Source organism: Bradyrhizobium sp. UFLA05-89 (assembly GCF_059803475.1).
Window position 1 is genome coordinate 89,858 of the sequence record NZ_JBANBA010000011.1, and the last position, 12,595, is coordinate 102,452.

The 12,595-nt window shown below is 64.7% G+C and carries 11 protein-coding genes; 4 read left to right on the forward strand and 7 right to left on the reverse strand.

Features of this window, described 5'->3' with window-relative positions:
• Nucleotides 1–85: 85 nt before the first annotated feature.
• The 3 genes from tldD (at nucleotide 86) to SO139_RS08730 (ending at nucleotide 3,014) form a co-directional block, all read left to right on the forward strand.
• Complete coding sequence (gene tldD, locus SO139_RS08720) at nucleotides 86–1,513, forward strand: metalloprotease TldD (protein ID WP_449379145.1); 1,428 nt, start codon at nucleotides 86–88, stop codon at nucleotides 1,511–1,513.
• Nucleotides 1,510–2,322, forward strand: coding sequence for a signal peptidase I (gene lepB, locus SO139_RS08725; protein WP_449379144.1), 813 nt, complete (start codon nucleotides 1,510–1,512; stop codon nucleotides 2,320–2,322). Before tldD ends, lepB begins: the two co-directional genes overlap by 4 nt.
• A 125-nt stretch (nucleotides 2,323–2,447) precedes the next feature.
• A complete protein-coding gene (locus SO139_RS08730) occupies nucleotides 2,448–3,014 on the forward strand; it encodes a nucleotidyltransferase family protein (RefSeq protein WP_449379143.1) in 567 nt (188 codons plus the stop codon).
• 120 nt (nucleotides 3,015–3,134) lie between these two features.
• Here the strand turns inward: SO139_RS08730 and SO139_RS08735 are convergent, their stop codons facing one another.
• The 3 genes from SO139_RS08735 to SO139_RS08745 all read right to left on the reverse strand — a co-directional run bounded on the left by SO139_RS08735 (nucleotide 3,135) and on the right by SO139_RS08745 (nucleotide 5,805).
• On the reverse strand, nucleotides 3,135–3,737 hold the full coding sequence (locus tag SO139_RS08735) for a PAN domain-containing protein (protein ID WP_498539948.1): 603 nt from the start codon (nucleotides 3,735–3,737) through the stop codon (nucleotides 3,135–3,137).
• A 109-nt stretch (nucleotides 3,738–3,846) separates the two neighbouring features.
• Nucleotides 3,847–5,217, reverse strand: coding sequence for a glutamate--cysteine ligase (locus tag SO139_RS08740; protein WP_449379141.1), 1,371 nt, complete (start codon nucleotides 5,215–5,217; stop codon nucleotides 3,847–3,849).
• 99 nt (nucleotides 5,218–5,316) lie between these two features.
• Nucleotides 5,317–5,805: a MarR family winged helix-turn-helix transcriptional regulator gene (locus SO139_RS08745; RefSeq protein ID WP_254102677.1), complete on the reverse strand. Its 489-nt coding sequence runs from the start codon at nucleotides 5,803–5,805 to the stop codon at nucleotides 5,317–5,319.
• 125 nt (nucleotides 5,806–5,930) lie between these two features.
• Here SO139_RS08745 and gstA point away from each other — a divergent pair, with 125 nt between their 5' ends.
• The gene (gstA, locus tag SO139_RS08750; RefSeq protein WP_449379140.1) at nucleotides 5,931–6,545 is read left to right on the forward strand and encodes a glutathione transferase GstA; all 615 of its coding nucleotides are present in this window, start codon (nucleotides 5,931–5,933) and stop codon (nucleotides 6,543–6,545) included.
• A 65-nt stretch (nucleotides 6,546–6,610) separates the two neighbouring features.
• Here gstA and SO139_RS08755 read toward each other — a convergent pair whose 3' ends face one another.
• The 4 genes from SO139_RS08755 to SO139_RS08770 all read right to left on the reverse strand — a co-directional run bounded on the left by SO139_RS08755 (nucleotide 6,611) and on the right by SO139_RS08770 (nucleotide 12,520).
• Entirely contained in the window at nucleotides 6,611–8,824 is a 2,214-nt protein-coding gene (locus tag SO139_RS08755; RefSeq protein ID WP_449379139.1) for an FAD-dependent oxidoreductase, read from the reverse strand.
• Nucleotides 8,825–8,978: 154 nt separating this feature from the next.
• Entirely contained in the window at nucleotides 8,979–10,187 is a 1,209-nt protein-coding gene (locus SO139_RS08760; protein WP_449379138.1) for an acetyl-CoA C-acetyltransferase, read from the reverse strand.
• A 56-nt stretch (nucleotides 10,188–10,243) separates the two neighbouring features.
• A complete protein-coding gene (locus SO139_RS08765; protein ID WP_449379137.1) occupies nucleotides 10,244–12,034 on the reverse strand; it encodes an acyl-CoA dehydrogenase C-terminal domain-containing protein in 1,791 nt (596 codons plus the stop codon).
• Nucleotides 12,035–12,136: 102 nt separating this feature from the next.
• On the reverse strand, nucleotides 12,137–12,520 hold the full coding sequence (locus SO139_RS08770) for a nuclear transport factor 2 family protein (RefSeq protein WP_449379136.1): 384 nt from the start codon (nucleotides 12,518–12,520) through the stop codon (nucleotides 12,137–12,139).
• Nucleotides 12,521–12,595 lie beyond the last annotated feature (75 nt).

Genomic DNA, 12,595 nt, shown 5'->3' on the forward strand with positions numbered 1-12,595 from the left:
GTTTCGGTAATGTGACGGCCGGCCCCCTCGCCGAACGCTTTTGAAACCATTATCTTGCCCCACATCTCCCGATAATGGATCGCTGATGACCAACCCTGCCACAACCTCCCTGCTCGACCGCGCCAATCTCGACCGCGACCAGGTTCGCCACGAAGTCGCGCGCGGGCTTTCGGGCGCCGACGACGGCGAATTGTTCCTGGAATACAGCCAGACCGAAGCGCTGATGTTCGACAATGGGCGGCTGAAGCAGGCGACCTATGACACCTCGCAGGGTTTTGGCCTGCGCGCCGTGAAAGACGATGCGGTCGGTTACGCGCATTCCTCCGACGTGTCGCTGCCGGCACTGATCCGCGCAGCCGATGCGGTCGCAGCGGTCCGCGGCGGCTATTCGGGAAGCTTCGCCGCGCCGCCGCCGCACACCAATGTGCGGCTCTATGCCGACGACAATCCGCTGGAGGCGCCGGGTTTTGAGGCCAAGGTCAAGCTGCTCGCGGAGATCGACGCGTATTTGCGCGACAAGGATCCGCGCGTGCGGCAGGTCAGCGTGAGTCTGGGGGCGACCTGGCAGGTGGTTGAAATCCTCCGCCCCGATGGTGAGAGCTATCGCGATATCCGCCCGTTGGTGCGCGTGAACATTTCCGTTGTCGCCGGGCAGGGCGATCGTCAGGAAAGCGGCAGTAAGGGCTATGGCGGCCGCGCCGGCTATGCCGAATTCATCGAGACCAGGAACTGGCGCGACGCGGCTGACGGTGCGCTGCGCGAGGCGCTGGTGAATCTGGAATCCGTGCCGGCGCCCGCCGGCGAGATGGACGTGGTGCTTGGCGCTGGATGGCCCGGTGTGATGCTGCATGAGGCGGTCGGTCATGGCCTGGAGGGCGACTTCAATCGCAAGAAGACCTCGGCATTTGCCGGCTTGATGGGCCAGCAGGTGGCGGCCAAGGGCGTCACGGTGGTCGACGACGGCACCATTGCCTCGCGGCGCGGCTCGCTCTCGATCGACGACGAGGGCACACCGACCAACCGCACCGTGCTGATCGATGACGGCATCCTGGTCGGCTACATGCAGGACCGCCAGAACGCGCGTCTGATGAACATGAAGCCGACCGGCAACGGCCGCCGGCAGGGCTACGCCCATGTGCCGATGCCGCGCATGACCAACACCTACATGCTCGCGGGCGACCGCGAGCCGGGCGAAATCCTCGCCTCGGTGAAGAACGGCGTCTTCGCCGCGAATTTCGGCGGCGGCCAGGTCGACATCACCTCGGGCAAATACGTCTTCCAGTGCACCGAGGCCTACAAGATCGAGAACGGCAAGCTGGGCGCGCCCTTGAAGGGCGCCATGCTGATCGGCAACGGGCCGACCGACCTGCATCGCATCCGCGCAATCGGCAACGATCTCGCGCTCGATACCGGCATCGGCACCTGCGGCAAGAACGGCCAGGGCGTGCCGGTCGGCGTCGGCCAGCCGACGCTTCTGATGGAACGGATTACGGTGGGTGGTACGGGCGCATGAGCGTTGAGAAAATGACTGCAGCAACCAAGCCCAAGAGCGGCGACAGGCGCAGCGGCAAGAACAGCGGCAAGAGCAGCACCTGGCGCGGACAGCTCGTGCAGCTTGCCGGCATCGTCGCCGCCGTGTTCATCGCCAAGGGTGCGCTGGCCGAGCCGTTCTACGTGCCATCGGGCTCGATGGAGCCGACCTTGCTGATCGGCGATGCGCTGCTCGCCTCGAAATTCCCCTATGGCTACGGCACCTCGTCGCTGCCGATCCAGATCAACCTGCCGGAAACCGGCCGCGTCTTCGCCGAGACGCCGAAGCTTGGCGACGTCGTCGTGTTCCGCTGGCCCGGCGATCGCTCGCAGGCCTGGGTGAAGCGCGTGGTCGGTCTGCCTGGCGACCGCATCCAGATGCGGCAGGGCCAGCTCTTCATCAACGACCGTCCCGCCGAGCTGAAGCCGGACGGCGTCGGCCAGGCCGAGGACGACAGCGGTGGCAACGAGCCCGCCTATCGCTATGTCGAGACGCTGCCGAACGGCGTGTCGCATCTCATCTTCAAGATGCGCGACAACGGCCCGCTCGACAACACGCCGGAAGTGACGGTGCCGGCCGGGCATCTGTTCGTGCTCGGCGACAACAGGGACAACTCCGCCGACAGCCGCGTGCCGCTGCGCTCCGGCGGCGTCGGGCTGTTGCCGATCGACAATCTCGTCGGCCGCGCCGATGCCGTGCTCGGCTCCTGGGATCTCGGCATGCGCAGCCAGCCGGTTTGGACCTGGCTGTCGGGTTTCCGGATGGCCCGGTTCTTCACCGCGGTGAAGTGAGGCACGGAGATCGTAGATCGTAGGGTGGGCAAAGCGAACGCGTGCCCGCCACTTCTGTCGCCATCCTGGAGAGATGGTGGGCACGACGCGCGAAGAGCGCGCCTTTGCCTACCCTACGATTCCCAATGAGCCGCGACGAATTCCTCGCATTGACACTGCGCAATCCCGTCAACGTCGCTATCACCGACGCGCTCGCGCAGCTTGCGCTGCCGGATGCCTGGCTGGTGTCGGGATGCCTGGTGCAGACGGCGTGGAACGTGATCACCGGACGCGCGATCGGGCACGGCATCGCCGACTACGACGTGTTCTATTTCGACCCTGACACCTCGTGGGAGGCGGAAGACGCGGTGATCCGCAAGCTGGGGGCCAGCCTCGTGCATCTCGGCGCGAAGATCGAAGCGCGCAACCAGGCACGCGTGCATCTGTGGTATCCCGGCAAGCACGGTCTGCCCTATCCGCCGCTGACCTGTTCGACCGACGGCATCGACCGCTTCCTGACGCAAAACACCCAGATCGGCATCCGGCGCGCGGGCGATGGCTACGACGTCTATGCGCCGCATGGGTTCGGCGATGTCGCGGGATTGATCGCGCGACCCAATCCGGGGCCGAATTTTTCGGCGGTGAGTTACGCGGTAAAGGCCGCGCGATGGAAATCGTCGTGGCCGGAGATCACGGTGATTGCGGCGGAGTAGTGTCCCGGACGCGGCGCGGCACGCAGTGACGCGACGCAGAGCCGGGACCCAGCGACATGGGCCCCGGTTCAGCAGCGCACCACTTGCGTGCTGCGCTGCGCCCGGGGCACGAGAGAATCCCTACCTCACCACGCCCGACGTAAACCCCGCCTTCCGGCGCGGCGGCTTGATTTCCTTCTTCAGGAAGCATTTCGCTTCGCGTCCGGCGTAGCCGGGGCGAGCGAAGGTGAAGGCGCGGCATTTGTTGTCGGCGGTGCATGCGGCCTTGCAGGCCTCCTCGCCTTCGTCGGCCTTCAGTTCGAAATTGCGCAGGTCGCCGCCGGGGCGGTCGATCGAGGTCTCGACGCCCTCAATGCGCGGCTCGATCACGCCCGCGCCCCGAACGCCGGAGATGCAGCAATTCGCCGGAATGCGCGGCGGCACGGTGTTCTTCAGCCAGCACACCGCAGGCGCGCCCTCGACGTCGGGATAGCTGAAGCTCCAGGACCGGCAGCGCCGGTCGCGCTCGCACAGCAGCGCGCAGTCCTCGGGATCGCCTGACGCCACGGGCGTGTTGAAATAGTCCCCGCCGGGCCGGTCGAATGCCGTCTGGGCGCTGGCGGGCACGATGGCAAGCAGGACCGCCAGCAGCATGACCCACGCCATACCCTGTACCACGATCGTCGTCATGGCTCTTGCCATGACCTTTGCCATCAAGGCCCCAGCCAGGTGGCCCTTCCCCATCAGAACAGCTTTCGAGTTATTGAACGCGCTTAGGTTTTTTCAGCCGGCCATTTGATCGCCGCAAACCTGTATGGGCGATGAACGGCGGCGCGCCGCTCTTCCGGCTGAGTTAGAACGCGTAGTCCTCGTAGGCCGGTTCCACGGATTCCTTCCAAGGGCCGTGAAATTTTTCAAGCATCTCCTCGGCCGGCGTCCGTCCGCAATCGATGATGCGGTCCAGCGGCTCCAGATGGCGGGTCTCATCGCGGCCGATCTGGTCGATCCGGCCGCGGCGCCGCAGGCCTGCATGGGCCAGCACCAGGCATTCCTTGGCGATCTCGAAGAGATAGCGGTCCTTGATCCGGGCCTTGAAGCCAAAGCGCGGCACATCGTCGCGCAGCGCCTGGCGCTCATGCGCGCTCCAGTGCTTCACCAGATCCCAGGCAGCATCGAGCGAGGCGTTGTCGTAGAGCAGCCCGACCCAGAACGCCGACAGCGCCGGCAGCCGGCCCCAGGGACCACCGTCGGAGCCGCGCATCTCGAGGTAGCGCTTCAGCCGCACTTCCGGGAAGATGGTCGAGAGGTGATTGGCCCAGTCCGACAGTGTCGGACGCTCGCCGGGCAGGTTGTTGTTGCGGCCGTCGAAGAAGGCGCGGAAGGAAGAGCCCGACACGTCGATGTAGTCATCGCCGCGCTTGACGAAATACATGGGCACGTCGAGCGCATAGTCGATATAGCGCTCAAAGCCCATGCCGTCCTCGAAGGCGAAAGGAAGCATGCCGGAGCGTGCATTGTCGGTGTCGCGCCAGATCTCGGAGCGGAACGACAGGAAGCCATTGGGCTTGCCTTCGGTGAACGGCGAATTGGCAAACAAGGCGGTTGCGACCGGCTGAAGCGCGAGCGACACGCGCAGCTTCTTGACCATGTCGGCTTCAGAGGAGAAGTCGAGATTGGTCTGCACCGTGCAGGTGCGGTACATCATGTCGAGGCCGTATTTGCCGACCTTCGGCATGTAGTTGGTCATGATCTTGTAGCGGCCCTTCGGCATCACCGGAATGTCGGCGCGCGACCAGGACGGCGTCATGCCAAGGCCGAGAAATCCGATGCCGAGCGGGGTCGCGATCTCACGCACCTGCGCCAGATGCGCCATCAGCTCGCTCTGCGTCTGATGCACGGTCTCGACCGGCGCGCCGGACAATTCGAACTGCCCGCCCGGTTCGAGCGAGATCGCGCCGCCGCCGGTAACGTCGTAGAGGCCGATGATGTTGCCCTTCTCCATGATCGGCTCCCAGCCGAGCAGGAGCTTCATGCCTTCGAGCAGCGCGCCGATGCCCCGCGCGCCCTCGTAAGGCACCGGGCAGCGGCCTTCGAGCGTAAACGGCGTCTTCTCATGCTCGGTGCCGATGCGGAAGTCGTCCACCGGCTTGCAGCCGGCCTCGAACCACGCGACGAGCTCGTCGCGTGATTGCAGCGGCGTCATATCGATCTGGTCTCGCGCCATATCAAACTCTAATCAAAAGCGCTTCGACCGAACGCGCGCGGGTGACAGGGATGGTCCGCGAACCCACCGGTTGCGCGGACATGTTAGTTTGCTGCGGGATCATCGCAACGGTGTGCTTTCGTTGGCGACCGGCAGCTTCATCTCGCCGCAGGAGCAACCGAGACGGTCGAGCAGACCGCTGAGCTTGACGGCGTCCGCATCGGACAGTTTTGAGCCCACATACTTCTCGATTGCGGCGGAATAGGCACCCCACATCCGCTTCTGCAGCTCGCGACCGGCTTCGGTGATCTCGACGAACTGGCCGCGCTTGTCGATCTTGCATTCGCGGCGCACAGCGAGGCCCTCGTCAACCAGGCGGTCGATCAGCCGCGAAGTCGAATATTGCGGGATCAGCATCTGACGCTCAAGCTCCACGGGCCGCAGCTCGCCCGATGGCGCGCGCGACAGCTCGAGAAGCGCATCATACCAGGCGAGCGGCGGGAAGCCGGCCTTCTTCAGGTCCTGCTCCACGCAGTCGAGCACGCGGCTCTGCACCCGCATCAGGCGGATCCAGGCGGACGTCGCCTCGGTTGATGGTTTGCGTTTCATGGTCCCGCTCAAGTGAGTAGCCCGTTCTTAGCGCACTTGATGCACCTGCATCAATCTTGACTATTCCATGCAAATGCATGTAGGCGTTCTTTCGCCCCAACCAACCATCAGGAGGAGAAAATTCCATGAAACTCTATTACTCGCCGGGAGCGTGCTCGTTGTCTCCCCACATCGCCCTCCTCGAAGCCGACCTGCCCTACGAACTCGTCAAGGTCGATATCCGCGCCAAGAAGCTCGAGAACGGTGAGGATTTTCTGAAGGTCAACCCGAAGGGCCAGGTACCGGCGCTCGGTCTCGATAGCGGTGAGATCGTGACCGAAGGCCCGGTCATTGTCCAGATGATCGCGGATCGGGCCTCGGCCAAGGGCCTGGTGCCTGCGCGCGACAGTTCCGAGCGCTACAAGCTGCTGGAGTGGCTGAACTTCCTCACCTCCGAGGTGCACAAGAGCTTTGGTCCGATGTTCTCGCCGGTGCTGGCCGACGACGCCAAGGCGTTCTTCAGGGATCGCGTGATGGGCAAGCTGAAATATATCGACGGCCAGCTCGCCGGTCGCGACTATTTGATGGGCAAGCAGTTCACCGTCGCGGATGCCTATCTCTTCACCATGCTGACCTGGGCCGAACGGCTGAAGTTCGACCTTTCGGCCCTCACGAACCTGCTCGCCTACAAGGCCCGCGTCGGCGCACGGCCGAAGGTGCAGGAAGCCTTGAAGCGGGAAGGGCTCGCGCAGGCGGCGTGAGTCGTCACGACCACGGACAAGCAGAAGGCCGGATCGATGATCCGGCCTTTCGTTACAGCGGAACCTTACGCCGCCGACTTCTTCGGGGCGAAGCGGCCGTAGAAGGTCTCGCCCTTCGCCGCCATCTCCTCGAGCAGTTTTGGCGGGGTGAAGCGGGAGCCGTATTTGGCTTCCAGTCTGTGACAGAGCTCGACGAACTTCTTCGTTCCCATGAAGTCGATATAGGACAGCGTGCCGCCGGTGAACGGCGCAAAGCCGAAGCCGAGGATCGAGCCGACATCCGCCTCGCGCGGATCGGTGATGACGTGATCCTCCACGGTGCGCGCGGCTTCCACCGCCTGCACCACGAGGAAGCGCTGCTTCAGCTCCTCGACGTCGAGCGTGTCGGGGTCGAGCTGTTTGGGCTGGAGCGCTGACAGCCCCGGCCACAGGCTCTTCTGGCCCTTGCCCTTCTCCGGATAGTCGTAGAAGCCCTTGCTGTTCTTGCGACCGAGCCGGCCCTGCTTCTCGACCATCTCCACCATCAGCTTCTTCTGATCGGGATTGATGGCGTTGGGGCCAAGATCGGCTTCCGTGGCCTTCATGATCTTCAGACCGAGGTCGAGTGCGACTTCATCGGACAGCGACAGCGGGCCGACCGGCATGCCGGCCATCTTGGCGCAATTCTCGATCATCGCCGGCGGGACGCCTTCGAGGAACATCTCGTTGCCCTCGGCGACGTAGCGGCCGACGCAGCGATTGGCGAAGAAGCCGCGGCTATCGTTGACGACGATCGGCGTCTTGCCGATCTGGCGGACGTAGTCGAGCGCGGTCGCGAGCGCGACATCGCCGGTGTTCTTGCCGAGGATGATCTCGACCAGCATCATCTTCTCGACCGGCGAGAAGAAGTGGATGCCGACGAACTTGCCCTGGTCCTTGAAGTTCTCCGCCAGCGAGGTGATCGGCAGCGTGGACGTGTTCGACGCGAAGATCACGTCGGGCTTGAGATACTCCTGCGCCTTGGCGAAAGTGTCCGCCTTGACCTTGCGGTCCTCGAACACGGCCTCGATGACGAGATCGACGTCCTTCAGTGCAGCATAGTCGGCAGTCGGCGTGATGCGCGCGAGCAGCGCTTCGGCGTCCGTGGGCTTGGCGCGGCCCTTCTTGATCTGCTCCTCGATCACCTTCTGCGCATGCGCCTTGCCCTTGTCGGCGCTCTCCTGGTCGCGGTCGATCAGGACGACGTCGAGACCGGCGCGGGCCGAGACGTAGCCGACGCTTGCGCCCATGAAGCCGGCGCCGATCACGGCGATCTTCTTCACCTTGGTCGGCGGAACGTCCTTCGGACGCCGCGCACCCTTGTTGAGCTCCTGCATCGACAGGAACAGGCTGCGGATCATCGCGGCCGCTTCCTTCGAGCGCAGCACCGAGGTGAAGTAGCGCGACTCGACGCGCAGGGCGGCGTCGATCGGCAACTGCAGGCCCTCATAGACGCAGCTCATGATCGCACGTGCGGCCGGGTAGTTGTCGTAGGTCTCGCGGCGGTAGATGGCGTTGCCGGCCGGAAACATCATCATGCCGTTCTTCGAGAACACCGGGCCGCCGGGCAGCTTGAAGCCCTTCTCGTCCCACGGCGCGACCGCCTTGCCGCCGCCCTTGATCCAGTCCTTTGCCGCCTTGATCAGATCGGCCGCGGGAACGATGGCGTGGATCAGGTTGAGCTGCTTGGCCTTGTCGAGCACGACGGGATCGCCCTTGAGCAGGATGGTCATCGCGTCCTGCGGCGGCACCAGGCGCGGCACGCGCTGCGTACCGCCAGCGCCGGGGAACAGGCCGACCTTGACCTCGGGCAGGCCGAGGCGCGTCTTGGGATTCTCCGCCGCCACGCGATAGTGGCAGCACAGGGTAATCTCGAAGCCGCCGCCGAGCGCCAGCCCGTTGATCGCGGCCGCCCACGGCTTGCCGGAGGTTTCGATCGAGCGCAGTACCTGCGAGAAGCGCCGGCTCTGGTCGAACAGCATCTGGTTCGCGGCCGTCTCGCCCTGCTCCTTGAAGACCTTTGCGTAGGCCTGGTTCATGCCCTCGAGCATCGAGAGGTCAGCGCCGGCGCAGAACGCCTCCTTGCTGGAGGTGATGACGACGCCCTTCACGGCGGCATCCGCGGTGGTTTCCTTGACGATCGCGTCGAGCTCGCTGGTCGAGGTCTCGTCGAGCACGTTCATCGAACGGCCCGGGATGTCCCAGGTGACGAGCGCGATGCCGTCGGCGTCGGTCTCAACCTTGAAGTTCTTGTAAGCCATGTGGTGCTCCTCGGTGCCGCAGCCAGTCTTTCGGCGCGGCGGTTGACTCTGGATCTCGTAGGGTGGGCAAAGGCGCGCTTGCGCCGTGCCCACCATCTTTCGCGGAGACAGCAGTGGTGGACACGCTTCGCTTTGCCCACCCTACGACCGTCCGTTACACCCGTTCGATGATGGTCGCGGTGCCCATGCCGCCGCCGATGCACAGGGTCACCAGTGCGGTGGACTTGTTGGTGCGCTCGAGCTCGTCGAGCACGGTGCCCAGGATCATCGCGCCGGTGGCGCCAAGGGGATGGCCGAGCGCGATCGCGCCGCCATTGACGTTGATCTTGGCGTTGTCGATCTCGAAGGCCTGGATGTAGCGCAGCACGACGGAAGCAAAGGCCTCGTTGAGCTCGAACAGGTCGATGTCCGACTTCTTGATGCCCGAACGCGCAAACAGCTTTTCGGTGACGTCGACCGGACCGGTCAGCATCATCGCCGGCTCCGAACCGATATTGGCGAAGGCGCGGATCTTTGCGCGCGGCTTCATGCCGTATTTCGCACCCGCCTCCTTGCTGCCGAGCAGCACCGCGCCGGCGCCGTCGACGATTCCGGAAGAGTTGCCGGCGTGATGCACGTAATTGACGCGCTCGATCTCCGGATGCGACTGGACCGCGACCGCATCGAAGCCGCCCATCTGCGCCATCATGGTGAAGGACGGCTGAAGCTGCGCCAGCGACTGCATCGTCGTCGAGGGGCGCATATGCTCGTCCTTGGCGAGGATCGTGAGGCCGTTGATGTCCTTCACCGGCACCACCGACTTGTTGAAGCGGCCTTCGTCCCAGGCCTTGCCGGCACGCTGCTGGCTCTGCACGGCGTAGGCGTCGACGTCGTCGCGGGAGAAGCCGTACTTCGTGGCGATCAGGTCGGCGGAGACGCCCTGCGGCATGAAATAGGCGGGCACCGCCATCGAGGGGTCCATCGGCCATGCACCGCCGGAGGCGCCGATGCCGACGCGGCTCATGGATTCGGCGCCGCCGCCGATCACCAGCTCATGCTGGCCGCTCATGACCTGGGCGGCTGCGAAGTTCACGGCATCGAGGCCGGAGGCGCAGAAGCGGCTGATCTGCACGCCGGGGACGGCTTCGCCGAGGCCGGCTTTGAGTGCCGCGAAGCGCGCGATGTCGCTTCCCGCCTCGCCGACCGGATCGACCACGCCGAGCACGACGTCATCGACGGAGTCCACCGGCAGGTTGTTGCGCTCCTTCAGCGCCTGCAGCGGCACCGTGGCGAGCGCCAGCGCGGTGACCTCGTGCAGCGCGCCGTCCGGCTTGCCGCGGCCGCGCGGCGTGCGAACGTGGTCATAGATGAATGCCTCAGGCATGACGCCCTCCTGATGTGATGTCTAGATGCGATTGCGATCTGGCGACGGAAGCGGGCTTAAAATGCTTCCGCCGGCAGTTCCATGACGGTGGCGCAGCCGGCCTGGATGCGCGCGAGATTGGCGGCGGTCTCCGGCAGCATCCGCTCCATGAAGAAGCGGCCGGTGACGAGCTTGGTCGAGAGATAGGGCGTGGCACCACTCTCGGCAATCTTGGCATGCGTGACTTTCGCCATCCGCGCCCACATGTAGCCGAGCGCGACGAAGCCGAAGAGATGCAGGTAATCGGTTGCGGCGGCACCGGCATTGTCCGGCTTCGCCATCGCGTTCTGCATCAGCCAGGTGGTGGCCTGCTGGAGATGGCCGAGCGCGGTCGAAAGCGGGGCGACGAAAGGCTTCAACGCCTCGTCGCCGCCGTTCTCCTTGGCAAAGCCCATCACCTCGCCGAAGAACGCCATGATGGCGCGGCCGCCGTCGCGCGGCAGCTTGCGGCCGACGAGGTCGAGCGCCTGGATGCCGTTGGCGCCTTCATAGATCATGGCGATGCGCGCATCGCGCACGAACTGCTCCATGCCCTGCTCGGCGATGTAGCCGTGGCCGCCATACATCTGCTGCGCCTGCACCGCGTTGGCAAAGCCGTAGTCGGTGAGGAAGCCTTTCAGGACCGGCGTCATCAGACCCATGTGATCGTCGGCGGCCTGGCGGTCCTTGGGATCCTCGGAGCGGTGGGCGACGTCGCTCTTCAGCGCAGTCCACACCACGAAGGCGCGCGCAGCCTCGTTGAAGGCGCGGATCGACAGCAGCGTACGGCGCACGTCGGGGTGCACGATGATCGGATCGGCCGCCTTGTCCGGCGCCTTCGCACCGGTGAGCGCGCGGCCCTGGATGCGCTCGCGGGCATAGGCGACCGCGTTCTGATAGGCGACCTCGGACAGCGCGAGACCCTGCACCGCGACGCCGAGGCGAGCCTCGTTCATCATCACGAACATGCCCTGCATGCCCTTGTTCTCTTCGCCGATCAGCCAGCCGGTGGCGTTGTCGTAGTTCATCACGCAGGTGGAATTGCCGTGGATGCCCATCTTGTGCTCGATCGAGCCGCAGACCACGCCGTTGCGCGCGCCGACGGAGCCGTCGGCGTTGACCAGGAATTTCGGCACCACGAACAGCGACACGCCCTTGATGCCGGCAGGCGCGCCCTCGATGCGAGCGAGCACGAGGTGGATGATGTTGCCAGCGAGATCATGTTCGCCGGCCGATATGAAGATCTTCGTGCCCGTGATCTTGAAGCTGCCGTCGGCCTGGCGCACCGCCTTGGTACGGAGCATGCCGAGATCGGTGCCGCAATGCGGCTCAGTCAGGTTCATGGTGCCGGTCCATTCGCCCGCCACCATCTTGGGCACATAGGTCTCCTTCTGCTCGGGGGTGCCGTGCACGAGCAGCGCTGCGGTCGCGCCCATGGTCAGGCCGCCATACATCGCGAAAGCCATGTTGGCCGAGCACTGGAATTCGTTGACCGCCTGGCTCAGCGCCACCGGCAGGCCCTGCCCGCCATATTCGGTCGGCACGGAGAGGCCGAGCCAGCCGCCATCGGCGAGTTGCCTGAAGGCGTCCTTGAAACCCTTCGGCGTGGTGACGCTGCCGTCGTCACTGCGCTTGCAGCCTTCGAGATCACCCACGCGATTCAGCGGCTGGAGCACCTCTTCGGCGAGCTTGGCGGCTTCGCCCAGGATCGCCTCGCGCACGTCGCTCGACGCATCGGAGAAGCCCGGCAGATTGTCGTAGCGGTCGATCTGGAAGACGTCGTTGAAGAGGAAGTTCACGTCTTCGACAGGGGCTTTATAGATCGGCATGGCGTTCTCCCGGCATGCGGCCGTTAAGGGGTGGTATTTTTGATTCCCTGCGGCAGAGTGCTTGCCCGCGAGTCTAGCGGTTTCCGCAACCGCAGGGCAGTGTCATGATCGTGCAGCGAGTTGCTCCGCCATCAGGCGGTGCAGCATGTTGATGGCCTTGAGCGGACGCACCATCACCTTGAAATGCGTGATGCGGCCCTCGCTATCGAAGGTGATGATGTCGACGCCGTTGATCTCGATGCCGTCGATCACGTTCTTGAATTCGAGCACGGCGCCATTGGCGCTCTTCCACTCGCCGACATAGGTGAAGCCGGGACCGCCGAGCACCTTCTCGGCGCTCGACAGATATTTGAAGGTGATGTCGCGCCCGCGCTGCGGCGTGTGCACGACGGGACTTTCGAAGATGGCATCGGGATGAAGCAGGTCCCACAGCGCAGTGCCGTCGTGGGACCTCATGTAGCCGTACCAGGAATCGAGGCCGGTCATTCTCAGGGTGCCTCCCTTGATAAAAGGCGTTGGCAAAAAACTTGAAAACAACCCCATGCAAAGTAGCGAGAAGGC